The following is a 24,458-nucleotide window of genomic DNA, read 5'->3' as shown; positions in this document are numbered from 1 at the left end:
TTCCGCTCGACTTGCATGTGTTAAGCACGCCGCCAGCGTTCGTCCTGAGCCAGGATCAAACTCTCCAACAAAAACTGTGGAAAAGCGTCCCGGCAGTTAAACAACTGCCAAAGGAATCTCCCACCAAACCTCTTCGTCCCGAAGAACGAACAAGCCGGCCGGGGTATTACTTAATTGGCACTGGCTTATCAAGCACCCTGTTGAGTTCTCAAAGAACAACCACACCCGGCTAACCGCTCCGGGGCACTCGCTCAACTTTACTCGGGCTTTTCCTTGTCGTCAAATCCGCTTTACCTGCCGGAAATGACCTTCCAGAACTGCTCGAGCCCGCAGAAATCTACACCAGCTATTGCCGAGGCATTTTCCGAGGTCCTCCAGGACGGCCGCGCCGGCTCTCCGAAGAGCTCCGCTCGCTCGCCCGTCTTCCTGGCGGCTCGGAAAACGTTACAGGCACCCCTACCCGGACGCCAAATCGGCCCCCTGCGAGCCACGTCACAGGGAGCCGATCAAGCTGAAACCACGCCGCTACCAGAGCTGGCGCACCTCTTGGGGCCAGCCACACGCCTCGGCGATCTTGCCCGCCCACATCCGGGCGGTCTCGTCGTCGGGCACGTCCACGACCGTGAGCCCGCCGAGGAATTCCTTGGTCTCGGCGTAGGGCCCGTCGGTGAACAGCAGTTCGCCGCTGGTGGCGTCGGCGCTGAAGATCGGGCCGTCCTCGACCACTCCGCCGGCGTAGAGATACGCCCCGGCCGCCTTGATCTCTTCTACGACGGCGTTGGCCAGCGGCCCGCGCGAGCGGAACCACTCCTCGCTGTGGTCACCCACCCATTGCTGGTTGAAGTAGATGAGGTACTGCGGCATGGTCACTCCTTCGGCTCGGCCGACCCGATGTCCGCCTTCACTTACCTACGAACGGCGCCGGCCGCATCCGACACTGCCCGGCGAAAAATCTTGTTGTTACGCCGTGTATTCGACGCCGGCGAAGGTGCGCTTGCCCCGGCGCAGCACGAGGAACTGGCCGTGCAGCAGGGAGTCGGTCGTGGGCACGGCCTCGCCGTCGGTGATGCGCTCGTTGTTCACGTACGCCCCGCCCTCGGTGATCGTGCGCCGGGCCTCATTGGCGCTCGCGACCAGCCCCGACTCCTTGAGCAGCGTCGTGAAATTGGGCATCTCACCCCGTACGGGGAAAAGGCCTGCCTCACCCAGAGCGGCGCGCAGTGTGTCGGCCGAGAGCTCGTCGAGGGATCCTCGCCCGAACAACGCCTGGCTGGCCGCCACAGCCTGAGCCGCCTCGGAGGGGCCGTGCACCAGGGCGGTGATCTCTTCGGCCAGGGCGCGCTGGGCCAGCCTGGCCTGGGGGCGGTCGGCCGTCGCCTTCTCCAGCTCCTCCAGCTCCTCACGGCTCTTGAAGCTGAAGAACCGCAGGTAGTTGTTGACGTCGCGGTCGTCCGAGTTGATCCAGAACTGGTAGAACGCGTACGGCGTGGTCATCTCGGGGTCGAGCCAGATCGCGCCGCCCTCGCTCTTGCCGAACTTGGTGCCGTCGGCCTTGAGCACCAGCGGAGTGGTGAACGCGTGCACCGGGCCCGCCCCGCGGCGCCGCACGAAGTCGACGCCGGCGGTGATGTTGCCCCACTGGTCGGAGCCGCCGAACTGCAGCGCGCAGCCGTGCCGCTGGTGCAGCTGGAAGAAGTCGTTGGCCTGGAGCAGCTGGTAGCTGAACTCGGTGAAGCTGATGCCGCTCTCGAGCCGGTTGCGCACCACGTCGCGGGCCAGCATCTTGTTGACCGGGAAGTGCTTGCCGACGTCGCGCAGGAATTCGATCACCGAGGTCGGGCCGGTCCAGTCGAGGTTGTTGACCAGAGTGGCGGCGTTCGTTCCCTCGTACGTCACGAAGGGCGCGAGCTGATCACGGATGCGCTGGACCCAGCCCTCGATCACCTCGGGCGGGTTGAGCGTGCGCTCGGCCGACTCCCGTGGGTCGCCGATCTGGCCGGTCGCACCGCCGACGAGCAGCAGCGGACGATGCCCGGCCCGCTGCAGACGGCTGGCCGTGATGACCTGCATGAGGTGACCGACGTGCAGCGACGCGGCCGTGGGGTCGAAGCCCACATAGAACGTGATCGGATCGCCGGAGAGTGCTTCGGCCAGGGCGGCCGGGTCGGTCGAATCCTGGATCAGTCCACGCCATGTCAGGTCGTCTACGAGAGTCACCCGCCGATTGTCCCGCACGCCCGGCCGGGCAGGACACCGGGTTTGGGCGGTGCGAAACCCCCGGAGGAGGGACATGCTGTACGGATGAGTCGCCTGGGTAGCGGTGTTCCGCCGATCGAGATCTCGAAGAAGAAGGCCGTCGCACGTCTCGAGGAGGCGCAGCAGCGGCTGCTGAGGTTGCGCCTGATCCTGGGCGGCCAGATCGGCGAGCAGAAGATCGGCCCCCCGCTGACCTGCGTGTTCGAGGGCTGGGACGCCTCCGGCAAGGGTGGCGCGATCAAGCGGCTGGTCGCCCCGCTCGACCCGCGGTTCGTGCGCGTCTCGCAGTTCGCCGCCCCCACGTACGACGAGAAGCGGCATCACTTCCTGTGGCGCTTCTGGCCCAAGCTGCCCGGCTGGGGTGGCATGGCCGTCTTCGACCGCTCCTGGTACGGGCGGGTGCTGGTCGAGCGGGTCGAGGGGTTCGCGACCAAGGAGCAGTGGTCCCGGGCGTACAACGAGATCGTCGAGTTCGAGCGGACGCTGGTCGCCGAGGGCATGATCATCGTCAAGTTCTGGATGCACGTCGACCAGGACGAGCAGCTGCGCCGCTTCGAGGACAGGTCGGGCGATCCCCTACGGCAGTGGAAGCTGACCGAGGAGGACTGGCGCAACCGGGAGAAGCGCCCGGCGTACGAGGCCGCGATCGAGGAGATGCTGGAGCGCACCGACCCGACGTGGGCGCCGTGGCACGTGATCCCGGGCAACGACAAGCACTACGCGCGGTTCGCCGTGGTCGAGGCCGTCTGCGACGCGGTCGAGGCCGAGCTGCGCAAGCGCGGTCACGAGGTCTGACTCACCGCATCGGGTCGCGGCCGGGTCGAGGGCGCGGACGGGGAGTCGGGCGCGGGCTTGTAGGGCGGCAGGGCCAGCGCGTCGCGGATGGCCTGCTGCACCTCGTCGGCCCCGGGGCGGGCGTCGATGTCGTGCACGACCTCCTTGCGGCCGAACAGCTCGAGCACCGGGCGGGTCTTCTCGTGATAGTCGCGCAGGCGGGCCTCGAGCGCCTCGGGGGTGTCGTCGGCCCTGGTCACCAGCTCGTGGCCGCAGATGTCGCAGCGGCCCTCGACCTCGGGGCGGTCGGCGATCAGGTTGTAGTCCATGCCGCAGTTCGGGCACAGCCGTCGGCTGAGCACGCGCCGGCGCACCTCGTCCTCGGGCAGCTCGAGGTGGATCACGCCGTCGATGTCGTAGCTCTCCATGAAGAACTCGGCCTGCCGGCCGTTGCGGGGGAAGCCGTCGACGACGAACCCGTAGTTCCAGTCGTGGCGGTCGAGCCTGTCCTGGACGACCGACTCGACCAGGTCGTCGCCGACCAGCTCGCCGGCGGCCATCGTGCGCCGGACCTGCGCGCCCAGTTTCGTGTGGTTCTGCACGTTCCACCGGAAGATGTCGCCGACGGAGATGTGCACCAGGTCGAGGTCGGCGCAGAGCAGTTCGCTCTGGGTGCCCTTGCCGCTGCCCTGCACTCCCATGATCACGAACTTGCGCATCGTGCCCCTCTTCAGTCGGCCGCGCCGATGCGCAGCGGTCCCGGCGCCGGGCGCCCGGTCAGAGTGGTGGGATCAATGCTCCAGGCGTGGGCCACGGCGAGCACGTCCTTTTCACCCACCAGGACGGTCGTCTCGTCGGTCAGGACGCCGGGCAGGCCGGCGTCGCGTTCGGCCGGGTCGGGCTCGCCGTGCCACGACGTGACGTCACCGGTCTGCCCCACATACCCGAAAGCGCGGATCAGCTCACCCTCGGCGGCCCGTTGCCAGCGGTGCAGCTCGGTGACCCGGTGGGTGGCGAAGAACTGCACCTCGGTGCCGAGCGTGCCGGACAGCTCGACGACGTCGACCGTGGTGCCGGGCCGGATGAGATGGCGCCCGGTGGCGAGCACCCACTGCTGGTCGCGCGCGCCGGGCAGGGGCGGGGTGACGGCGACCCGGTCGTCGGTGAGGTGGGCCAGGTCGATGCCGTCGCGCCACGGCACCGCGCCGAGGTCGCGCAGCCCGAGCGCGGCGATCACGCTCGGAGCGTCGACCGAGCCGTCGGCGCGGACGGCAAGCCAGGCCTGCTTGCCGCCGAAACCGACCATTACGTCCTTATCCATGCCCCCAACGCTATCCGGAGAGCGCGTGGGGTTGTCCACTGAGCGGTCGCGCGTCAGCGCCAGCCGTACTCCTCGCGTAGCCGGGCGGCGACCTTGTCGAACTTGGGGCGGTCGAGGATCGCGCCCTCGCGGCGGATGCCGTCGTGATCAACTTCGATCACCCGATCGAGGCGGATCCAGCTCGGCCGGGCTTCGCGGTCCCACTCCCCCGGGCCGAGCGCGAGCCAGTTGCGCTGACCGTCGCGCTCGCTCTGCGACGAGAGCATGAGGGCCAGCACGTCGTGGCCGTCGCGCCCGACGACCAGCACCGGGCGGTCCTTGCCCTGGGCCGGGTCGTCCTCGTAGGGCACCCAGGTCCAGACGATCTCGCCCGGGTCGGCGTCGCCGTCGAGGTTCGGCGCGTATTCGATGCGACGGCCGCGGTCACCGGTGGGAACGTGCCGCGGGCTGCGCTGACGCGGGGGCGCGGGGACGGGCGCCGGGGCCGGCGCGGAACGCCGTACGCGGTTGAGAAGGGATTTAAGAATCTTGGCCACGGCTGCACTCTAGGCAGGTCCGGATGAGTTGACGAAGAGGCGGGTCCGGATCAGTTGACGAAGAGGCAGGTCCGGATCAGTTGACGAAGTCCTGGGTCATCCAGGTGACGCCCTTGCCGTCGCGGACGATGCTCAGGCCGATCCGGGCGAGGCCGGGGTTGAGCAGGTTCTTGCGGTGGCCGTCGTTGGGCGGCGTCTCGGCCAGCATGCTGTCGGTGAGGCCGTTGGCCGCTTCGACCTGGGCCGAGTCGCCGGCGCCGCTCGAGCCGTAGCCGATGTTCTCGGCCGCGCCCGACCATTTTACGCCCTGCGCGCTGAACCGGTCGCCGATGCCGCCCTCGCCGGAGCACTGATGCGACAGCCCGCAGCCCTGGATCATCACCTGGTTGTGCAGCGCGGCGGCCTTGGACAGCTTGGCGTCGAGGGTGAACGGCTTGAGGCCCTCGTCCTTGCGGGCGGCGTTGATGTGGGCCAGCACCTGGTCGAGCACCGAGCCGCTGGTGTCGGGGGCGGTCGTCGGCACCTTCGGCTTCGGCTTCGGCTTCGTGGTCTTCTTCTTCGAAGGCGTGGCCTTGGGCGCCGTGGTCGTGGGCCTGGCCGAGGGCGGCAACGAAGGGGCCGCGGTGGGCGGCGCGGGTGCGGCCGTAGTGGGGTCGACGCGCAGGGTCTGCTGCTCGGCGGCGGCCTTGCTGACCGAGGTGTCGGCCCCGGCGTCGCGGGTGAGCCCGACGAAGGTGAAGCCGCTTCCGATCACCACGGCGGTGGTCCCGGCCACCAGGGTGTAACGGAAACGGGCGGCGGCGGACAGCGGCACGGCAGAACTCACCTCGGGCATAGGGGGACAGCGCGGCCTCACTATGCGTCGCGCACCGGCCGTGATCGGCCGCCCTAAGCAGCCCTTAAGGTTCGGCTCACCGAGATCTAAGGATGGCCGAAAGTCACTCTTTACCGCTGACAAGATCCAATTAGGATTGCTGCCATGAACGAAGGGTTCGACACGGGCGTGGCTCACCCGGCTCGCCGGTACAACTACTGGCTCGGCGGCAAGGACAACTTCGCCGCCGACCGCGAGTCCGGTGACCTGCTGGCCAAGTCCTACCCCGCGGCCCGCATCGCGGCCCGGGCCAACCGGGCCTTCCTGCGGCGGGCGGTGCGCCACGTGGCGGCCGAGGCCGGCGTGCGCCAGTTCCTCGACATCGGCACCGGGCTGCCCACCGCCGACAACACCCACCAGGTGGCACAGCGCGTGGCGCCGGAGTCGCGGATCGTCTACGTCGACAACGACCCGATGGTGATGGCCCACGCGCGGGCCCTGCTGACCAGCACGCCCGAGGGCGAGACGACCTACCTCGAGGAGGACCTGCGCAACCCGGAGCGGATCCTCGAGTCGGCCGGGATCCTCGACTTCACGAAGCCGATCGGGCTCATCCTCGTCGCCGTCCTCCACTTCCTGCCCGACCAGAAGCAGTCGCAGGAGATCGTGCGCACTCTCGTCGGCGCTTTGCCCGCGGGCAGCCACCTCGTGCTGTCGCTGGCGACCACCGACCTGCTGACGCCCGAGCTCAAGGCGGCGTGGGACGAGTCGCTGCGCACGGGCCGCTCCGACGTCCACCCCCGTACGCGGGAGGAGTTCGCGTCGTTCCTCGACGGGCTCGAGCTGGTGTCGCCGGGGATCGCGCCGGTCGGCGACTGGCGGCCCGACCCCGACGCGACCGAGCACCCGACCCCGGTCGAGGCCTCGATCTTCGGCGCGGTGGCCCGCAAGCCTAGCTAGGCGTTCTGCAGCCGGGCCATCGTCGCGCGGACGGTGGCGAGCAGCTCGGCCGACCGGGCGCACGCCTCCTTGGCCCGGTCGATGGTCGCCTGATACGGATGCGGGCGCTGGGCCGGGACCACCGGCGCCGGCGCCTTCGCCTCCTGCAGCGCGGCCCGAAGGCGGCGTACGGCCGGGTTGCCCGCCGGCGTGACATAGCCGAGCCGCAGGGCCAGCTGCTCCAGCGTGACCGCGCCCAGCTTGTAGTCGTGGAGCGCGGCCGGGTCGAGCGGCGGGCGGCTCCGGCTGCCGCTACGGCGGCGCTCGATCCCGTATTCGACCAGCAGCTCGCGGACCGCCTCGGCGCTCACCCCGGCCTCGCGCGCGATCTGCGGGCAGCTCAGCGTCTGCTCCTCGTAGAGCGTGACCAGCCGCTCGCGGGTGAGCCGGCGGCGCAGGCGGGGCGCGGGCCCGGGGCGGCCGGTCGACAGCCGATAGCGGTCGAGCCGATAGCGCACCTGGCGGGCCGTCGTGCCGGTCAGCGTGGCGACCTGGGCCGCGGTGAAGCCCTCGCGCACCACCCAGTCGCGCAGCAGATGCTCGGGCAGCGGATCCTCCGGCGAGCCGACCACGAAGTAGCTGCGGTCGGGGACGAGCACGGCCGCCGTGACCAGGCGTTCGCGGACGGCGTCGGGCGCCAGGCCGGTCTCGGTGGCGATGCGCGAGGCCAGCATGCCGGCCCGCCACAACCCGATCAGGCGATCCTGGGGCAGGAAGGCGACCCCCGTGACCACGCCGTAGCGGCGCAGCCAGCCGTAGACCGCGGCCCGGCTGAGACCGAGCCGGGTGCCGATCTCGGCCGCCGGCACGCGGTCGTGCAGCACCCACTGCTGGAGCTGGTCCGGATCGGGACGCATCCCCTCACCCCCACCGCCCCATCATCTCCCAGAACGACGTCAATTCCGGGTGTGCTTGGCTGTCCGGGTGGAGGAAAATTGGCTCGACCTGCCCGCAAGCGAGGTTGACCTGGCTGCCCGTCAGCTGCTCGGCCGGCGGCTCAGGGCGAATGACGTCACCGTTCGGCTGACCGAGGTGGAGGCGTACAGCGGGCTCGGGGAGGATCCGGCCTCGCACGCGCACCGCGGCATGACCAACCGCAACGCGGTGATGTTCGGGGCGGCCGGGCACCTCTACGTCTATCAGATCTACGGCATGCACTTCTGCGCCAACATCGTCTGCGGCGAGGTGGGTCGCGCGGCGGCCGTGCTGCTGCGCGCGGGCGAGGTCGTCGAGGGCCTCCCGTACGCCCGGGAGCGCCGCCCGGCCGCGCGCGGCGACGCCGACCTGGCCGCCGGCCCGGCCAAGCTGATGCAGGTGCTGGCGCTCGACCGCGGCGCCAACGGGTCGTCGGTGCTCGACGGGACGGGCCCGCTGACCCTGCTGCCACCCGCCGCCACCGAGGCCGAGCCGGTGATCGAGGCCGGGCCGCGGGTCGGGGTGACGGCGGCCCACGACGTGGCGTGGCGCTTCTGGATCCGCGGCGACCCGACGGTGAGCGCGTATCGCCGGGCGCCCCTTCGCCGGGAATCGCCACGCTGAGGCGTACGGGCCGCTAGCGTTTCCGGTGATGATTCCGCAGCGGTGGTTGATCGTGTCGAGCGCGATGTGCTCCGCCGGCCTGCTCTGGTCGGCCGTGCTCGTCGCCGCTCTGCTGGCCGGTGTGCGCCTCGTGCCGACCGCCGTCGCCGTGGCCGTGGCGGCCGTGCTGGCCGTGCCGGGGGTGATCGCCGGGATCATCGGCAACCGCTGGCTCTATCGGACGACCCGGCCGCGGATGCGCTGGAATCTGACCTCGTGGGTGCCGCCGCACGTGCCGCACTGGGCGAGCATGCTGGCCGGCGTCCTGTTCTTCGGTTTCTGGCTGACCGTGGTGGTGGCCTTCGCCGGGCTGGACGGCGACGTCGAGATGCGCGACGGGCAATACGTCCGGTCCGACAACGGGCGTACGAGCGTGGTCTCGCAGGCCGATTACGACCGTCACCAGAACCTGGAGCAGCAGATCTCGCTGGGCATCCTGGGCGCGGTGGCCGTGGGCGGGGTGTTCATGACGGGCGCGATCCTGACCCACCACGCCGCGCCGCAGCCGACCGAGACCCAGTCGGCGGGCCAGGCCCTCGCCTAGGTCCTGTTTCGTAGCTGGGGTGGGTGCGAGGCCGGGTCCAGATTCCGTCTGGTGGTGGCCCGGGGAAGCCTGGCTCCCGGTGTTGGAACCGGGCTTTCCCGGGACGCCGCCAGGCGGGATCTGGGCCCTGCCGCAGCCCCGCCCCAGCTGCGAAACAGGACCTAGCCCACGCCCGCTTTGTCCAGTGCCTCGGCCAGCGTGCGGAGGGTCGCGAGGCCCTGGTCGACGTGCTCCGGGAAGATCATCGCCGACAGGGTGGTGACCCCGGCCTCCGCGTACGCCTGCAGCCGCTCGGCGATGCGGTCGGCGGGCCCCAGCAACGCCGTACGGTCGAGGAACTCCTGCGGCAGGGCGCCGATCGCGGCCCGCATCTCCCCGTCCAGATAGAGCCGCTGCACTCGCTCGGCCTCGTCGGGGAAGCCGGTGCGAGCCATCAGCCCGGTGTAGTAGTTGTGCCGCCGCGAGCCCATCCCGCCGACGTAGTGGGTGGTGAAGGCCCGGACCCCGGCGAGATCGTCCCCGGTCGCCACGGGCACCGCCGCCACCACGTCGAAACCCTTCAGATCGGCCCCCGTACGCTCCCGGCCCGCGCGCAGTTCGGCCAGCGACTCGGCGCCGAACTCGGGCTGGAAGAACACGGACAGCCAGCCGTCCGCGATCTCGCCCGCCAACCGCAGGCTGGCCGGCCCGACCGCGGCCAGATAGATCGGCACGTCCTTCCGGCGGGGCCGCATGCCGAGCTGGATGGCCTTGCCGGGGCCGTCCGGCAGCGGCAGCCGGTAGTGCTCCCCCGCGTAGGCGACGGTCTCGCGCCGCAGGGCCATCCGGACGACGTCGACGTATTCCCGGGTGCGGGCCAGCGGCCGGGCGAACGGGACGCCGTGCCAGCCCTCGGCCACCTGTGGCCCGGACACGCCGAGCCCGAGCCGGAACCGGCCCTCGGAGAGCAGGTCGAGGGTGGCGGCGGTCATCGCCGTCATGGCGGGCGTGCGGGCGGGGATCTGCATCGCCGCCGTGCCCAGCTCGATGCGCGAGGTCTGCGCGGCCAGCCAGCCCAGCAGCGAGACCGCGTCCGAGCTGAACACCTCGGCCGTCCAGGCCACCGAGTAGCCCAGCCGCTCGGCCTCCCGCACGTAGCGAAGGGAGTCCCGCGGCCGGGCCCCGGCGCCCAGCGGGCCGAGGTAGCGCAGGTTAAGTCCGAGCCTCATCCGGCGGCGGGGCCCGTCAGGAGGCGGCCTGGACGGCGCGCTTGTCCATGATCAGCTCCATCACCTCGGGGATGGACCGGACCTGCTTGAAGTCGCGCTCCTGCAGCTTGACGCCGTACTGGTTCTCCAGCCGGATGACGATCGCCAGCGCCATCAGCGAGTCGACGTCGAGGTCGCGGATGAAGTCGGCGTCGTCGGTGACCTCCTCGACCTCGAACTCGAGGACGTCGGCGATGAGGTAGCGCAGCTCTTCCTTGTCGAGGGCGAGCTGGGTGTGGTTCGACATGACAGGTTCCCCCTTCTTCGGTGATGCTCTTCGACCGATGGATCCGGGACGCCTCAGCGCCGCCGGGCGGACATCGGCAGACCGTTGCGCGGCCGGATCGTGATCCGGGCCAGCGGGTCGACCGTGAAACCTTCGACGGGCTCGAACTCCCAGTGCCGGCCGATGGTGGCCAGGGCCATCACGCCCTCCATCCGCGAGAACGTGTTGCCGATGCACTGGCGCGGGCCGCCGCCGAAGGGCAGGTAGGCCAGGCGCGGGCGGCCGGGCCGCACGGCGTGACCGGAGAGCTCGTCGGCCGGGTCGCCCTCGATCCAGCGCTGCGGGGCGAACCGCTCGGGCTGCGGCCACCAGCGGGGATCGCGGTGGACGACCCACGGGATGATGCCGACGAAGCTGTCCTTGGGGATGCGATGGCCCTCGACCTCGAAGTCCGCGAGCGACCGGCGGGCGGCCCCCATGACCGGCGGGTAGAGCCGCATCGCCTCGGACAGCACGGCGTCGGTCCAGACCAGGCGGGGCAGGTCCTCGACCGTGGGCAGCCGGTCGCCGAGCACCTCGTCGATCTCCTCGTGCATCCGCCGGCGCGCCCCGGGGTTGCCCCCGAGCAGGTGATACGACCAGGTGAGGGCGCTGGCCATGGTCTCGTGACCGGCCATCAGCAGGGTGACGGTCTCGTCGCGGACCTGGCGGTCGTCCATCGGCTCGCCGGTGTCGGCGTCGCGCGCCGCGAGCAGCAGGGAGAGCAGGTCGGCGCCTTGGCCGTCGCCGCGCCGGCGCTCCGCCATGAGCCGATAGATGATGGCGTCGAGGTCGTCGCGGGCCGCGAAGAAGCGCTTGTTGCCGGGCAGCGGCAGCTTGGCCAGGTGCCTGGCGAAGGGCAGCGAGTCCCAGCGCATCGGGCCCTCGTCGCGCGGGATGCCGGTGCTGATCGTGCGGGCCACGTCGCTGTCGAGGGCGACGTCGAAGAGCGTACGGGCGACGATGGCCAGGGTCAGCTCGGTCATCTCGGCCTGCATGTCGAGCCGGTCCCCGTCGCGCCAGCCGGCCTGGATGTCGTCGGAGAGCTCGGCGAAGGCCCGCCCGTAGCCGGCGATGCGCTCGCGGTGGAACATCGGCTGGATCAGCCGGCGCTGCTGCCGGTGGAACTGGCCGTCGCTGGTGACCAGGCCGTTGCCGAAGATCACCTCGAGCGGGGCGGCCCACTTGCCGCGCCCGGCCCGCATCACGTCCTTGCGGAAGTTGCGGTGCGAGGTGACCAGCACCTCCTGGACCGCCTCGGGGCTGCTGACCAGATAGAGGTCGCGCGAGGCGATCGGGATGCGCACGACGGGGCCGTAGCGGTCACGCAGCCCGGTCACGTAGTGCAACGGGTTCCCGGACATGGCGAGCAGGGCCCGGAGCCGCCCGGCCGGTCCTGGCGGCGCGGTGAGCTGCATGGACATGGTCACTCCCGGTCGAAGCGTTGGAGGGCGAGCGCGACGTTCTGCCCGCCGAAGGCGAAGGAGTTGGAGATCGCCGCGCGGACGTCGTACGGGCGGGCGGTGTTCGGCACGTAGTCGAGGTCGCACTCGGGGTCGGCCGCGTCCTGGTTGATCGTGGGCGGGATGACGCCGCGGTCGATGGCCAGGGCGCAGAACGCCGTCTCGGTCGCGCCGGACGCGCCGAGCAGGTGGCCGGTCATCGACTTGGTCGAGCTGACGGCCAGGTTCTCGCTGTGCCGGCCGAACGCGGACCTGATCGCCTTGGTCTCGGCGGCGTCCGAGAACGGGGTCGAGGTGCCGTGCGCGTTGATGTGGTCGATCTCGCCGGGCTTGAGGCCGGCCTCGCGCAGCGCGGCGAGCATGGCCCGGGCCGCGCCCTGCCCGCTGGGGTCGGGGGCGGTCACGTGATAGGCGTCGCTGGTCTGGCCGTACCCGCAGAGCTCGGCGTAGATGTGCGCGCCCCGCTGCTCGGCCGACTCCACGGTCTCCAGCAGCAGCATGGTGGCGCCCTCCCCCATGACGAAGCCGTCCCGGTCGGCGGTGAACGGGCGGGACGCGCGCTGGGGTTCGTCGTTGCGGCGGGACAGCGCCCGCATGTTGGCGAAGCCGGCGATCAGCGGCGAGATCAGGCAGGCCTCGGAGCCGCCGGCCAGCGCGGCCGAGGCGTAGCCGTCGCGGACCAGCCGGTAGGCCTGCCCGATCGCGTCGGCCGAGGAGGCGCAGGCGGTGACGGGCGCGACGCCGGGGCCGCGGAAGCCGAAGCGCTGGGCCACCGTGCCCGCGCCCATGTTGATGATCGAGCTGGGTACGAAGAACGGCGAGACCAGCCGGGGCGCCGTCGCGTCCTTGAGCACCCCGGTCAGCATGGTGCCGGCGCCGCCGATGGCGCTGCCGATCACCGTGGCGGCGCCCTCGCGGTCGATGCCGTCGAGACCCGCGCGCTCCACGGCGAGCTCGGCCGCGGCCACCGCGAAGTGGCAGAACCGGTCCAGGCGGCCGGCCTCCTTGCGGGAAAGCCAGGCGGTCGGGTCGAACTCGGTCACCTCGGCGGCGATCCGCACCGGCAGCCGGTCGGCGTCGAAGCCGCGGATCGGGCCGACGCCTGAGGTGCCGGCCAGCAGCCGCGACCAGACCGTCTCGGTGCCGACGCCGAGCGGGTTGACCATGCCGATGCCGGTGACGGCCACCCGGTGCCGGCTCACCCCGGCTCACCCAGCCCGAACAGCGTCTCCAGCCGCATCGCCAGCCGCACGTCGCCGTCGATGTGCAGCCGGCCCTGGAACAGCAGGTCCATGCCCTGGGCGGTGGCCGACGCCATCTCGACGAAGCTGACCGCGTCGAGGGTCAGGGTGACCGTGGGGGCGCCCCACAGGCCGGTGTCGCGCACGTCGCAGTCGTCCTCGGTCAGCACGAGGTCGTACACGATGGTGCCGGCCGGCGGCCGCTCGACCACCCAGCGGGCCGTCTGCGGGCCGCCCAGCAGGCCCCCGGTGTAGCGCTCGGGCATCTGCTCGAAGACCGTGCGCAGCAGGGCCTCGCCGTCGGCGGTGGTCAGCCACGTCGTCAGCTCCGCGCGGGGCAGCGCGGCCAGAGCGGCGCGGAAGGAGGCGAGTTCGTCCTGGTTCACTTCGGCGGTCATGACGGTCCTTCCGCTTCGCTTCTGGTGATTCGGCCGGCGGCTTGCCGGAGCTCCTGGTGGGGGTCCGCTCCCGGCAGCCGGGCGTGCACGTGGCCGTCGGGGCGCACGAGCACCGCCTCCGCGCCGCGCAGGTCGTAGGCACTGGCGAAGACCCCGGTGACGTCGCGCGGGCCGGATCCGCCGGCGCCGATCACGGCGACGGTCAGCGGCAGGCCGGCGATCTCCCGCCCCACCTGCTCCCAGACCGCTCCGCCGGGCCCGGTGAGCAGGGCGAACCCGTCGCGGGCGAGGTCGGTGGCGGAGATCCGCTCGCCGTCGCGGTCGAGCCAGGCGTGCGGCGCCCGGTGGCCCGGCTGGGCGGTCGGGTGATAGGTCACGATGTCGCGGACCACCGGCTCGCCCGGGGCCGGCTCGTAGGTGAAGCCCAGCGTCTGCCCCTCGAAGTCGAAGTGCGGCCGATGCTGGTCGATCGTGCGGGCGAACTCGGCCGGGTCGGCCTCGGACTGCAGCAGCCCCCGCTTCTGCCGGGCGTTGTGCTCGCTGTGCCAGGCGTTGAACTCGGCGACCGGGCGCCGCTCCCGCTCGTACGAGTCGAGCAGCGCGTCGGAGGCACCGCCGCCCAGCACCGCGGCCAGCTTCCAGGCCAGGTTGTGGGCGTCCTGGATGCCGGTGTTCATGCCGAAGCCGCCGGTGGGCGGGAACGTGTGGGCGGCGTCCCCGGCCGCGAGCACCCGGCCGTCGGCGCTGCGCCACGACTCGAGCCCGGTCGAGCCCATCACCCACGTCCGTACGGAATGGATCTGCAGGTCCTTGATGGCGTCGCCCGCCTCACCGACGGCCGCCTCGATCAGCTTGCGGTGATCGACTTCCTGCTCGAAGTAGGTGTGCTCCTCGTCCGGGGTGAGCGCGGGGATCTCGAGGAGCCACTCGCCGCGCTTGGGGTCCACGGTGATCAGGACGCCCCGTACGGTGTCGTTGAGCACCCAGTAGAGCGCGCTCTCGCGACCGGCCGTCCACGGCGTGAGGTCGGCGCTGAAGTGGATGTCGAGCAGCCGGCCCAGCGGCGTGGCCTCGGTGCGCTTGAGGCCCACCGTCTCGCGCAGTGAGCCGTGCAGCCCCTCGGCCAGCACGGCGTAGCGGGCCTCGACCGTTTCCTGATCCTGGGTCCGCACCCGGACACCGTGCTCGGTCGTGGTCAGCTCGTCGGCCGTGCCGCCGCGGATCAGTCGCGCGCTCTCCGGAAGCCGGTCGACCAGCAGCGCCTCGACCCGGTTCTGCGAGCAGATGACGGGCAGGACCGGGCTGTTGCCGGCCCGCTCCATCAGGGCGGCCGCCGAGCCGATGATGTCGAGCCCGGCCAGCTCGGTGCCGGCCAGCTGGGTACACCAGGTGATCCGGGCCGTGTTCTCCAGCGGCACACCGGCCCGGCGCACCTCGGCGTCGACACCCAGGTGCCGCAGCAGCTCCATGGTCCGCGTGTTGATCACGGTGGCCCGGGGGTGCCCGGACGGGGTGGGGCGGCGCTCCAGGATGATCGTGCGGACGCCGTGCCCGGCCAGGAAGTGTGCCAGGGCGAGTCCGGTGGGGCCGGCCCCGACGATCACGACATCGGTCGTGGTGGTCATTCGGGCACCTCCGCGAGACGGGCGACGACCGAGGTCAGGCGCCGGGCGACCGCGGCGTCGAAACCGGACCGGAACAGGAGCCGGGTGATCACGACGACGGGCAGGCCGGCGAAGATGGCGCCGGACAGCCAGAGCACGAACACCCCCATGAGCGCCTTGCGCTGCGCCGGGCCGCGCCGCCGGATGCCCCGGCCCCAGAACCGGAAGGCCCGGCCGGCGAGCAGGTCGGCCGCGGCCAGCGGCGGATTGACCGGGGCCGCGTCCTGGGCGGCCAGGACGGTGCGGACCTGCTCGGCCGAGGCGTCGGTCTCGGCCAGCAGCTCGCCCAGGTCGGCCAGCCGATCGAGCTCCGGGTCGGGCACGCCGGCGCGGGGGAACCCCCAGGACGCCTCCCGCTTGCCGGCGAGCAGCCAGCGCAGCGTGGTGACGAAGGTGATCCCGGCCGAGGCGGTGTCGACGGCGGCGATCGTGCCCAGGTAGTGCCCGCCCGCGGCCTCGAGCAGCCGCCGCACCTCGAGGGCGGCCGAATACCACATGTTGCGGCACGCGACGAGGCCGACGACGGGCCGCCCGGCGAACGCCCGCGGCTCGGCGCCGACGAGCGCCCGCATGGGCAGGGCGGGGGCCAGATACCAGACGGGGAAGGCGAAGACGATCAGGTCGGCGTCGTCGTCCACGGGCACCGGTGGCCGGGCGGTGATCTCGGGGGCCGCGGCCGGGTCGACCGAGGCGGGGAAAACACCGAAGAACCGGCGTACGGGCCAGGGGAAGGGGTAGGGCATCCGCGGCGTGATCTCGACCTTGCGGATGTCCCAGCCCGCCTTCTCCAGCGGGTCGGTGACGGCGGAGACGGATTCCAGGAGCTGACCGGTCTGCGAGAACCAGTAGACCGTCACGCGGGGCGCTGCGCCCATGACGTCAGGCCTCCCCGGGGGCGACGGCCGTCAGGTGCGCGAACGACACCGCGAACCGGCCGGACTCGGGCACCATCACCAGCAGCTTGTCGCCGGGCGAGATCAGCTTCTCGGCGAGCATCTCCTCGAGGATCACGAAGATGCTGGCCGAGCCCATGTTGCCGACCCGGGGCAGGTTGCTGAACCACTTCTCGACCGACGGCCCGCGGACCTGCTTGCGCTCGATCTCCTTGAGCACCATGGATTTCATCCGCTCGCTGGAGTAGTGCGCGGGGAACCAGGCCAGCTCGTCGGGGTCGAAACGGCCCTCGTCGAGCAGCCGCTGATATTCCTTCACCCCGACCCGTACGAGGTGCGGCAGCAGCCCCAGATTCTGGCGCAGGGCCAGCGCGCCGTCGGCCGCCGCCTCGCCCGCCGAGGGGTAGTCCCACCACGTCCGCTCGGCCGAGTTGTCCGCCGAGCCCATGTACATGCAGGTCTTCTCGGTGTTGGCGTACGAGGTGAGGGTGATCCAGTCGATCCGCAGGCTGACCCCGCCGGTGGCCGGCCGGTCCCGCACGACCGCGGCGCCCGCGCCGTCCGAGAGCATGTAGCGCAGGAAGGCCATCTCCATGGCGATCGCGCCGTCGTCGGAGACCGGCCGGACGTCGGCGAACCGGTCGCTGCGCATGAACCGCGACGCCAGCTCGGAGGCCGAGGCGATCGCGTTCCTCTTCTCGCCCGCCGCCACCTGCAGGTAGGCGTTCTTGAGGGCCATCATCCCGGAGCTGCAGATGCCGTGCGTGGTGACGATCTCGCAGGGCGGGCTGCCCAGCTCGCCGTGGATGCCGCTGGCGATGCCGGGGGCGACCAGATCCGGTACGGCGGTGGCCGCCGCGATCAGGTCGATGTCGTCGAGGGTGATGTCCGAGCGGTCCACCGCCTGACGGATCGCCGCGACCGCCATGTCGGTGTTGGAGAACAACGTCTTGTGCTGCTTGTCGATGGCGTAGTGCCGCGACTTGATCCCGCAGTTGGCCAGGATCTGCTCGCGCAGCTCGGAGGTCGCGCGGCCGACGCTGCCGAGGTAGTCCTCGATCTCCTCGTTCGGCACCGGCTCGCCGGGCAGGAACCGTCCCATGGCGGTGATGTAGGCAGGCATAGCTTCTCTCCCCCGTACGACGAGCTAGGCGGCTACCTTCGTCGTCTCGATCTTGGACAGGGCGAACTCCAGGACGTCACCGACGGTGCGGAGCCCGCCGATGCGCTCGTCGTCCATCGAGATGCCGTACGAGCCCTGCAGGGTCTGGGCCATGGCGACGAGATCGAGCGAATCGATGCCGATGTCGTAGTACAGATCGGATTCCACCGAGAGCTGATCCGGGTCGGCATCGCACTTGGCGGTCAGAAACCCGGTGATATCGGCGTAGAGATCGGTCCGCAGAGACATGGTCACCTCCCCGTGCCCCACCCCCTGTGCGGCACGAGAATCAGTGTTGTCCTGGGCCCGGCGGGAGCGGATCCGCGCGGTTCACGTGATCGCCCTGAATATTTCCCGCCCCGGTTCCAGGGCCCTTCGAGCCGGCTACGTCCGGCTTGCTCCCGCCTCCGGGCCGGCGACGCGTTGGGCCAGCCAGACCGGGAGGACGGAGAGGACGATGAGGACGGCCGCGACCACGTTGACCACCGGGGCCTGGTTGGGGCGGAAGAGGTTGTTGAAGATCCAGATGGGCAGGGTCTGGATGCCGGGGCCCGCCGTGAACGTGGTGACGATGATCTCGTCGAAGGAGAGGGCGAACGCCAGCAGGCCGCCGGCCAGCAGGGCGGAGCGGATCATCGGGAACGTGATGTAGCGGAACGTCTGGGCGGGGGACGCGCCGAGGTCGGCCGACGCCTCCTCGAACGAGACGCCGCTGCGGCGCAGCCGGGCCAGCACGTTGTTGTAGACGGTGACCACGCAGAACGTGGCGTGCCCGACGATCACCGAGAACAGGCCCTTGCCCAGGCCGAGCGGGGCGATCACCGAGCGCCACGCGCTGTCCAGGGCGATGCCGGTGACGATGCCGGGCAGGGCGATCGGCAGCACGATCAGCAGCGAGACGGTGTCACGGCCGAAGAACTGGAAGCGCTGCACGGCGAAGGCGACCATCGTGCCCAGCACGAGGGCGATCGCGGTGGCGCCGAGGCCGGCCTTGACCGACGTCCACAGGGCGTCGCGGGCGCCGCCGTTGTGCCACGCCGCCGACCACCACTGGGTGGTGAAATCGTGGGGCGGCCAGCCGAACGTACGGTCGCCGTTGAAGGAGTTGACCAGCACGAGCAGCAGCGGCGCGTAGATGAAGAACAGGCCGAGCGCCATCACCGACCGCAGCACCCACCGTGTCACAGCTCCTCCAGCGCGCCCGAACGGCGTACGGCGGTCAGATAAACAACCATGATCAGCACGGGCACGCAGGCGATGGCGGCCGCGAACGGGAGGTTGTTGGCCGCGCCGACGTTGGCGTAGACCAGGTTGCCGATCAGCTGGCTCTTGCCGCCGACGATCTGCACGGTGATGTAGTCGCCCAGCGACAGCGAGAACGTGAAGATCGAGCCGGCGAAGATCGAAGGCACCAGGATCGGCAGGACGACGCCGCGGAACGTCCGGCCGCCCCGCGCGCCCAGGTCGGCCGAGGCCTCGAGCAGCGAGTCGGGCAGCCGTTCGAGCCCGGCGTAGATCGGCAGGATCATGTAGGGCAGCCACAGGTAGGACAGGACGATCACGACGGCGAACAGTCCGTAGCCGGGCGTGCCGATCAGCGAGTCGAGCGGGCCGTCGTTGGCCAGCAACACCCGCCACGCGTACGCCTTGACGAGATAGGACGCCCAGAGCGGGGTGAGGATGGCGATGACCAGCCAATGCCTCGTACGTGGGGAAGCGACCTTGGCCATGTAGAACGCCATCGGCAGCGCCAGCACCACGCAGATCGCCGTGACTGCCACCGCCACCCCGAGGCTGCGCAGGGTGACGTTGCGATAGACCTCCTCGGTGACGATGGTCCGGAAGTTCTGCAGCGAGAACTCCCGGACCACCTCGCCGGTGAAGCCGTTGACCGTCCAGAACGCGGACACCAGCAGCACGGCCAGCGCGCCCAGATACGCGACGCCGAGCCAGAGCATGGGTGCCGAGAGCAGGGCGGCCAGCTGCCACCGCCGGCGCCCTAGCCCTTGATCGTTGTCCACGCCTGGGTCCAGGCCGCGTAGTCCTTGCAGGTCACGTCGGTGCGCCCGTCGACGCACTGGGCCAGCGGGGTCGTCCAATACCAGACCTGGTCGAAATAGGCCTCGTCCTCGGCGTGGAACGTCGTGCAGTGGTTCTTGTCGGCGGTCTCGGCGCAGGACAGCTTGTTGGCGGGAGCCTCGCCGAACCACTCGGCCACCCCGGCGTTGGCCTTGGGCGAGATGATGTGGTTCATCCACAGGTAGCCGCAGTTCGGGTGCTTGGCCTTCGACGAGATCATCCACGTGTCGGACCAGCCGGTGGCGCCCTCAGCAGGCAGGATCGCCTCGACCGGCGCCTTGTCGGCCGTGGCCAGGTTGGCGATCACCTGCCAGGTGGTGCCGAGCACGGAGTCGCCGCTCTTGAAGGCCTGCACCTCCTTGGTGTAATCCGACCAGTACTCGCCGATCAGCTTGTTCTGCTCGGTCAGCAGGTCGGTCGCGGCCTTGAACTGGGTCTCGTCGAGCGCGTACGGATTTTTGATGCCGAGGTCGGGCTTGGTCTTCATCAGGTAGAGCGCGGCGTCGGCGATGTAGATCGGGGAGTCGTACGCGGTGATCTTGCCCTGGTACGGCGAGTTCGCGTCGAAGACGGCGCCCCACGAGGTCGGTGCGGGTTTGACGGTGTCGGTGCGATACATCAGCAGGTTGGCGCCGCGGCCGTGCGGCACCCCGTACGGCTGGTTGTCGACCGAGTTCCACTGCTTGTTCTTGAGGCCCTCGAAGACGTCGGAGTAGTTCGCGATCAGGTCGGTGTTGACCGGGGCGACGTCGCCGCCGTAGATCAGCCGCAGCGACGCGTCGCCGGAGGCCGAGACCACGTCGTACTCGCCGGTCTTCATCAGCGTGACCATCTCGTCGGAGGTGCCCGCGACCTTGGTGTTGACCTGGCAGCCGGTCTCCTTCTCGAAGCCGGACACCCAGTCGACCTTGGGGTCGGTCGAGCCGTCCTCGACGTAGCCGGCCCAGGCGATGACGTTGACCGCGCCCTCGCCCTGACCCAGCGCGGCCAGCTTGTCGACCTTGGGGACGCTCAGGCCGCCGGGGCCGCTGCCGCCGCCGTCGTCGCCGTCCCCTCCGCATCCGGCGAGCACGAGCACACCCGCCGCCAGGGCCGACATCAGCAATTTATGACGCATGGTTCGCTCCGATCTCGATCACGTGCTCGGCCTGCCAGGTGAGCCGGACTCTTTCCCCGCGGTGCGATTTCCCCGTACGCCGGTTCTGCTCCATCACGACCATCCGGGCCCCCGCGTCCAGGTCGACCAGGTAGCGGGTCACCGGGCCGGCGTAGATGACCTCGGCCACGGTGCCCGGTGCGCCTTCCTCGGCCAGCGCGATCTTCTCCGGCCGTACGGAGAAAGTGCCTTCGCGGCCCAGGATCTGATGCGCGGCCGAACCGCTGAGCAAGTTGGACGTTCCGACGAAACCCGCCACGAACGGGGTCGCCGGGTGCTCGTAGACCTCCTCGGGCGTACCGACCTGGGCGATCCGGCCGGCGTCGAACACGGCCACCCGATCGCTCATGGTCAGCGCCTCGTCCTGATCGTGGGTGACGAAGACGAACGTGATGCCGACGTCGCGCTGGATCTGCTTGAGCTCGACCTGCATCTGCTCGCGCAGCTTGAGGTCGAGGGCGCCCAGCGGCTCGTCGAGCAGCAGCACCTTGGGCCGGTTGACCAGGGCCCGGGCCAGGGCCACGCGCTGCCGCTGACCGCCCGACATCGCGCTCGGCTTGCGGCCGCCGAAGCCGGGCAGGCGCACCGATTCCAGCGCCTCCTCGGCGCGGGCCCGGCGTTCCTTGCGCGGGACTTTGCGCACCTTCAGGCCGTACTCGACGTTCTCGAGCACGCTCAGATGCGGGAAGAGCGCGTAGTCCTGGAAGACCGTGTTCACGTCACGCTCGTACGGGGCCAACTCGGTCACGTCGCGGCCGCTCAACGCGACCGTGCCCGCCGTCGGCCGCTCGAAGCCGGCGATCATGCGCAGCACCGTGGTCTTGCCGGAACCGGAGGGGCCGAGCATCGAGAAGAACTCGCCGTCGGCGATCTCGAGGTCGATCCCGGCCACGGCCTCGACCGGGCCGAACGACTTGCGCAGGCCGGCCAGGGCGATCGCGGGCACGCTCATGGGCTCACCACCACAAACTTCCGATCGGTCATTTCCCGTACGGCGTAGGTCTGCTCGCCGGTGCGCAGCGCCGGCCCCTGATTGATGAGCACGGACTCGAAGCGCAGCTCACGGGCCGCACGCAGGGCCGCTCCCAGGCCGGCGGTGAAGATGGCGGCCTGCGGCCCGGCGTCACCGGCCAGCGCGATCGCCTCGGTCAGATCCCCGTACGGCGTCACGGTGAGCACCGGACCGAGCACCTCCCGCCGAGAGACGTCGAGGTGCTGCGGCGGGTCGGCGACAACCGCGGGGGTCATCACCGTGCCGTGCACCTCGCCGCCGGCCACGGCCACGCCCGCGTCCCGCGCCTCCTGAAGCCAGTGCGCGATCCGCTCGGTGGCGGCGGGTGAGATCGGCGGCCCGACCTCGGTCTCCTCGGCCAGCGGGTCACCCAGGCGCAGCGAACGGGCGGCTTCGATCAGCGCCGCGAGCACCGTCCGGTAGAGCGACCCGTGGACGAGCACTCGTTGCGCGGAGACGCACGAGAAAGCGCCCTGTCTGATCGCGGTGATCGCGCGGGGCAGGTCGGCGTCGGGTTCGACGATGACCGGGGCGGTCGCGCCGAGTTCGAGGAGCACGCGTCTGCCGAGCGCGGCCTGCTGAATGCGACGACCGACGGGCACACTGCCGGTGAATGTGACGACCGCGGGGCCCGGGTGGCTGACCAGCGGCATCCCCGCCTCGGGGCCGGTGCCGGTGACCACCGAGATCCAGTCGGCGGGCAGCCCGGCCTCGACGAGCAGGTCGACCAGGCGGATGGCGGAGACCGGGGCCCGGCCGGCCGGTTTGAGCACGACCGGGCAGCCGGAGGCGACCGCCGGGCCCAGCTTGTGCGCGACCAGGTCGAGCGGAAACGTGAACGGGCTGATCGCGGCGACCACCCCGGCCGGATGCCGGATCGTGAAACCGAGATGTCCGTATCCGCTCGCCGACGCGTCCATCGCCACGACCTCGCCGGCCAGCCGCCGGGCCTCGACGGCGGAGAAGCGCAGGGTGCCCACGCAGTGCCGGGTCTCGTCGCGGGCGTCGCGGATCGGCTTGCCGGCCTCGCGGGCGATCGTGACCGCGAACTCCTCGACCCGTTCGGCCAGCAGCTCGGCCGCGCGTTCGAGCACCTCCGCGCGCCGGAACTGGGGGAAGTCGTCCCGGTCGAGCGCGTTGACGGCCGCCGCGACCGCCGCGTCGACGTGCGCGGCGCCGAGCGCGGGCACCCGGGCCACGGCCGACCCGTCGTACGGGCTGAGCACCTCGATCCAATCGTCGGCGCTGGCCGGGTGGCCGCCGATGCGGGGCGTGAGCTGAAGCATCGGGCACCCCCTCGCGACGTGTTGCACGTCACCGTAGAGGCGGGCAGTGATCGCGGTAAATGGACAGCGATCCAGTCCTTACGCGACATCGTTGTGCGGCAGTACAGTCCCTCAATGACGCTCAGATTGGCGGATGTGCTCGCCGATCCCGACCTGAGCCTGCGCCTGGTCGACGGGGAGCCGGCCGCGCTCAAGCAGCCGGTGCGCTGGTGCGCGGTCACCGAGCTGGACGATCCGCGCCCGTTCCTGAGCGGCGGCGAGCTGGTGCTGACCACCGGGCTCGGCCAGACCACCGCGCCGGCGCAGCGCCAATTCGTGCAGCGGGTGGCCGAGAGACGGGCGGCCGGGCTCGGCTTCGGGATCGGGCTGACCCACGCGACCATCCCCGGTGCGACGCTCGAGGCCGCCCGCGTCGCCCGGCTGCCGGTGCTCGAGATCCCGTACGCGACACCGTTCATCGCGGTCGACCGGTTCGTGGCCGACCGGGTGCTCGAGGAGCAGTACGGCCGGTTCGCCGACCTGCTCGACGAGCACGACACCCTGGCCCGGGCGCTGCTGTCGGGGCGCGGGCTGGGGGCGCTGGTCGAGTCGCTGCACCACATTCTGGGGGCGCCCGCGATGGTGCTCGACCTCTATGGACAGGTGCTGGCGACGGCGCCGGCCAGCGCGGCGTGGCCGGTCGAGCAGATCCTTTTCTCCGTACGGGGTAAGGCGCCGGTCGAGTTGCCGATGGCGATCCCGGTCAGCGTGGAAGACACGGTGGTGGCCTACTTATGCTGCCGCCGCCCGCGGCGATCGGCTGACGTCCTGCCGTACGCGGTCTCGCTCGTGGGCCTGGAACTCGCGCGCCGCCGCGCCGAGCTGGCCGGGAAACGCCGGCTCGCCGGGCAGGTGCTGGAAGACCTGGTGCGCGGCACGATCGGCGCTCCCGAGGCCGCCCGCCGACTGTCCGTCTTCGGCATCCGCCCCGAGGACGAGCACGCGCTGATCGTGGCCGGTTGCGTTCCGGCCCAGGGCCTGCTGACCAGCCCGCCGCTGACCGGCGCGACCACCGCGGTGCTCGACGACTGCCTGCTCGCCGTGCTCGAACCGGGTCGCCCCGCCCGCGAGACCGCCCGCCAGCTGCACGCCCACCTAGTGCGTTACGGCGGCGAGGTACGCGTCGGCATCGGCGGCTGGTATTCCGGCATGAACGGTCTGCGGTGGAGCTATTACGAGGCGCACGAGGCGATGACGCGCGGGCCCGGCATCAACGACCGCGAGCAGATGAGCCTCTCCGGGCTGCTGCTGGCCAGCGAGGACGTGCCGCTGCGCGACCTCGCGCGCGACGTGCTGCGGCCACTGCGCGATTTCGACGCCGCGCACGCGGGGTCGCTGCTGGCTACGCTCCGGGCCTACCTGGACGCGGACGGCTCGGTGGCCGCGGTGGCCGACCGGCTGATCGTGCACCGCAACACGGTTCGCTACCGCATGGACCAGATCGAACGGCTGACCGGGCGCTCGCTCGCCCGCACGGCCGATCGGGTGCAGCTGTGGCTGGCGGTGGCCGCGGCCCGCTTCGACACCTGACCACCGCTCCGACGCCCTCCCCGTTTCGGCACTCTCACCGCGTCGGCACCTTCACCGCTTCGGCGCTCTCACCGTTTCGGCGCCCTCCGTTTCGGCACCCTCCGCTTCGGCACCCTCCGCTTCGGCACCCTCCGCTTCGGCACCCTCCGCTTCGGCACCCTCCGCTTCGGCACCCTCCGCTTCGGCACCCTCCGCTTCGGC

Annotated in this window: 26 protein-coding genes and 1 rRNA gene; 5 read left to right on the top strand and 22 right to left on the bottom strand. The window is 71.0% G+C overall.

All coding sequences use genetic code 11. The annotated features are described in order from the left end of the window. The 3 genes from JKJ07_RS49205 to tyrS form a co-directional block, all read right to left on the bottom strand. Positions 1 to 71 (bottom strand): 16S ribosomal RNA (locus tag JKJ07_RS49205); the annotation flags it as partial. Positions 72 to 525: 454 nt separating this feature from the next. Next, positions 526 to 864, bottom strand: coding sequence for a YciI family protein (locus JKJ07_RS49200; protein ID WP_203078817.1), 339 nt, complete (start codon positions 862 to 864; stop codon positions 526 to 528). Between the two features lie 96 nt (positions 865 to 960). Next, the gene (gene tyrS, locus JKJ07_RS49195) at positions 961 to 2,217 is read right to left on the bottom strand and encodes a tyrosine--tRNA ligase (RefSeq protein ID WP_307834844.1); all 1,257 of its coding nucleotides are present in this window, start codon (positions 2,215 to 2,217) and stop codon (positions 961 to 963) included. Positions 2,218 to 2,301: 84 nt separating this feature from the next. Between tyrS and JKJ07_RS49190 the strand changes: the two genes are divergently transcribed. Beyond that, a complete protein-coding gene (locus JKJ07_RS49190) occupies positions 2,302 to 3,051 on the top strand; it encodes a polyphosphate kinase 2 family protein (protein WP_203078815.1) in 750 nt (249 codons plus the stop codon). Here JKJ07_RS49190 and JKJ07_RS49185 read toward each other — a convergent pair. The 4 genes from JKJ07_RS49185 to JKJ07_RS49170 form a co-directional block, all read right to left on the bottom strand. Continuing rightward, a complete protein-coding gene (locus tag JKJ07_RS49185) occupies positions 3,039 to 3,749 on the bottom strand; it encodes an adenylate kinase family protein (RefSeq protein WP_203078814.1) in 711 nt (236 codons plus the stop codon). The two genes, JKJ07_RS49190 and JKJ07_RS49185, sit on opposite strands and share 13 nt — an antisense overlap. An 11-nt stretch (positions 3,750 to 3,760) precedes the next feature. Next, a complete protein-coding gene (locus JKJ07_RS49180; RefSeq protein WP_203078813.1) occupies positions 3,761 to 4,351 on the bottom strand; it encodes a hypothetical protein in 591 nt (196 codons plus the stop codon). A gap of 53 nt (positions 4,352 to 4,404) precedes the next feature. Next, positions 4,405 to 4,887 (bottom strand): type II toxin-antitoxin system PemK/MazF family toxin, encoded by a 483-nt coding sequence (locus tag JKJ07_RS49175; RefSeq protein WP_203078812.1) that lies wholly within the window; start codon positions 4,885 to 4,887, stop codon positions 4,405 to 4,407. Positions 4,888 to 4,963: 76 nt separating this feature from the next. Continuing rightward, a complete protein-coding gene (locus JKJ07_RS49170; RefSeq protein WP_307834843.1) occupies positions 4,964 to 5,713 on the bottom strand; it encodes a CAP domain-containing protein in 750 nt (249 codons plus the stop codon). Between the two features lie 153 nt (positions 5,714 to 5,866). Here JKJ07_RS49170 and JKJ07_RS49165 point away from each other — a divergent pair, with 153 nt between their 5' ends. Further along, complete coding sequence (locus JKJ07_RS49165) at positions 5,867 to 6,661, top strand: SAM-dependent methyltransferase (protein WP_203078811.1); 795 nt, start codon at positions 5,867 to 5,869, stop codon at positions 6,659 to 6,661. Here JKJ07_RS49165 and JKJ07_RS49160 read toward each other — a convergent pair. After that, positions 6,658 to 7,557 carry a helix-turn-helix domain-containing protein gene (locus JKJ07_RS49160; protein WP_203078810.1) on the bottom strand — a complete coding sequence of 300 codons (900 nt, stop codon included), beginning with the start codon at positions 7,555 to 7,557 and terminating at the stop codon, positions 6,658 to 6,660. The genes JKJ07_RS49165 and JKJ07_RS49160 overlap by 4 nt on opposite strands. Before the next feature lie 67 nt (positions 7,558 to 7,624). Here JKJ07_RS49160 and JKJ07_RS49155 point away from each other — a divergent pair, with 67 nt between their 5' ends. Next, entirely contained in the window at positions 7,625 to 8,239 is a 615-nt protein-coding gene (locus JKJ07_RS49155; protein WP_203078809.1) for a DNA-3-methyladenine glycosylase, read from the top strand. A 28-nt stretch (positions 8,240 to 8,267) separates the two neighbouring features. Continuing rightward, positions 8,268 to 8,822 carry a hypothetical protein gene (locus JKJ07_RS49150; protein ID WP_236202897.1) on the top strand — a complete coding sequence of 185 codons (555 nt, stop codon included), beginning with the start codon at positions 8,268 to 8,270 and terminating at the stop codon, positions 8,820 to 8,822. Between the two features lie 161 nt (positions 8,823 to 8,983). Here the strand turns inward: JKJ07_RS49150 and JKJ07_RS49145 are convergent, their stop codons facing one another. From JKJ07_RS49145 to JKJ07_RS49080, 14 genes are all read right to left on the bottom strand, one after another. Further along, entirely contained in the window at positions 8,984 to 10,030 is a 1,047-nt protein-coding gene (locus JKJ07_RS49145) for an LLM class F420-dependent oxidoreductase (protein ID WP_203078808.1), read from the bottom strand. Positions 10,031 to 10,046: 16 nt separating this feature from the next. Beyond that, positions 10,047 to 10,316: an acyl carrier protein gene (locus JKJ07_RS49140; protein WP_203078807.1), complete on the bottom strand. Its 270-nt coding sequence runs from the start codon at positions 10,314 to 10,316 to the stop codon at positions 10,047 to 10,049. Between the two features lie 53 nt (positions 10,317 to 10,369). Beyond that, entirely contained in the window at positions 10,370 to 11,758 is a 1,389-nt protein-coding gene (locus JKJ07_RS49135) for a cytochrome P450 (RefSeq protein WP_203078806.1), read from the bottom strand. Between the two features lie 2 nt (positions 11,759 to 11,760). Then, on the bottom strand, positions 11,761 to 12,999 hold the full coding sequence (gene fabF / locus JKJ07_RS49130; protein WP_203078805.1) for a beta-ketoacyl-ACP synthase II: 1,239 nt from the start codon (positions 12,997 to 12,999) through the stop codon (positions 11,761 to 11,763). Further along, positions 12,996 to 13,436 carry an SCP2 sterol-binding domain-containing protein gene (locus tag JKJ07_RS49125; RefSeq protein ID WP_203078804.1) on the bottom strand — a complete coding sequence of 147 codons (441 nt, stop codon included), beginning with the start codon at positions 13,434 to 13,436 and terminating at the stop codon, positions 12,996 to 12,998. Before JKJ07_RS49125 ends, fabF begins: the two co-directional genes overlap by 4 nt. Further along, positions 13,433 to 15,061, bottom strand: a complete 1,629-nt coding sequence (locus JKJ07_RS49120; RefSeq protein WP_203078803.1) for an FAD-dependent oxidoreductase — start codon at positions 15,059 to 15,061, stop codon at positions 13,433 to 13,435. The genes JKJ07_RS49125 and JKJ07_RS49120 overlap by 4 nt, the downstream gene beginning before the upstream one ends. Further along, positions 15,058 to 15,975, bottom strand: coding sequence for a hypothetical protein (locus JKJ07_RS49115; RefSeq protein ID WP_203078802.1), 918 nt, complete (start codon positions 15,973 to 15,975; stop codon positions 15,058 to 15,060). Before JKJ07_RS49115 ends, JKJ07_RS49120 begins: the two co-directional genes overlap by 4 nt. A 4-nt stretch (positions 15,976 to 15,979) precedes the next feature. Then, the gene (locus tag JKJ07_RS49110; protein ID WP_203078801.1) at positions 15,980 to 17,116 is read right to left on the bottom strand and encodes a 3-oxoacyl-[acyl-carrier-protein] synthase III C-terminal domain-containing protein; all 1,137 of its coding nucleotides are present in this window, start codon (positions 17,114 to 17,116) and stop codon (positions 15,980 to 15,982) included. Positions 17,117 to 17,140: 24 nt separating this feature from the next. Beyond that, positions 17,141 to 17,404 carry an acyl carrier protein gene (locus tag JKJ07_RS49105; protein WP_203078800.1) on the bottom strand — a complete coding sequence of 88 codons (264 nt, stop codon included), beginning with the start codon at positions 17,402 to 17,404 and terminating at the stop codon, positions 17,141 to 17,143. 135 nt (positions 17,405 to 17,539) lie between these two features. After that, a complete protein-coding gene (locus JKJ07_RS49100; RefSeq protein ID WP_307834842.1) occupies positions 17,540 to 18,340 on the bottom strand; it encodes an ABC transporter permease in 801 nt (266 codons plus the stop codon). Further along, the gene (locus tag JKJ07_RS49095; protein ID WP_307834841.1) at positions 18,337 to 19,176 is read right to left on the bottom strand and encodes an ABC transporter permease; all 840 of its coding nucleotides are present in this window, start codon (positions 19,174 to 19,176) and stop codon (positions 18,337 to 18,339) included. Before JKJ07_RS49095 ends, JKJ07_RS49100 begins: the two co-directional genes overlap by 4 nt. Then, complete coding sequence (locus JKJ07_RS49090; RefSeq protein WP_203078799.1) at positions 19,155 to 20,351, bottom strand: ABC transporter substrate-binding protein; 1,197 nt, start codon at positions 20,349 to 20,351, stop codon at positions 19,155 to 19,157. Before JKJ07_RS49090 ends, JKJ07_RS49095 begins: the two co-directional genes overlap by 22 nt. After that, positions 20,341 to 21,342, bottom strand: a complete 1,002-nt coding sequence (locus JKJ07_RS49085; RefSeq protein ID WP_203078798.1) for an ABC transporter ATP-binding protein — start codon at positions 21,340 to 21,342, stop codon at positions 20,341 to 20,343. Before JKJ07_RS49085 ends, JKJ07_RS49090 begins: the two co-directional genes overlap by 11 nt. Continuing rightward, the gene (locus tag JKJ07_RS49080) at positions 21,339 to 22,688 is read right to left on the bottom strand and encodes an aldehyde dehydrogenase family protein (protein WP_203078797.1); all 1,350 of its coding nucleotides are present in this window, start codon (positions 22,686 to 22,688) and stop codon (positions 21,339 to 21,341) included. The genes JKJ07_RS49085 and JKJ07_RS49080 overlap by 4 nt, the downstream gene beginning before the upstream one ends. A gap of 114 nt (positions 22,689 to 22,802) precedes the next feature. Between JKJ07_RS49080 and JKJ07_RS49075 the strand changes: the two genes are divergently transcribed. Beyond that, positions 22,803 to 24,257 carry a PucR family transcriptional regulator gene (locus JKJ07_RS49075; protein WP_203078796.1) on the top strand — a complete coding sequence of 485 codons (1,455 nt, stop codon included), beginning with the start codon at positions 22,803 to 22,805 and terminating at the stop codon, positions 24,255 to 24,257. Positions 24,258 to 24,458 lie beyond the last annotated feature (201 nt).

This window comes from Paractinoplanes lichenicola, assembly GCF_016785085.1.
GTDB lineage: Bacteria > Actinomycetota > Actinomycetes > Mycobacteriales > Micromonosporaceae > Actinoplanes > Actinoplanes lichenicola.
This window is presented reverse-complemented; position numbering and strand designations above follow the sequence as displayed.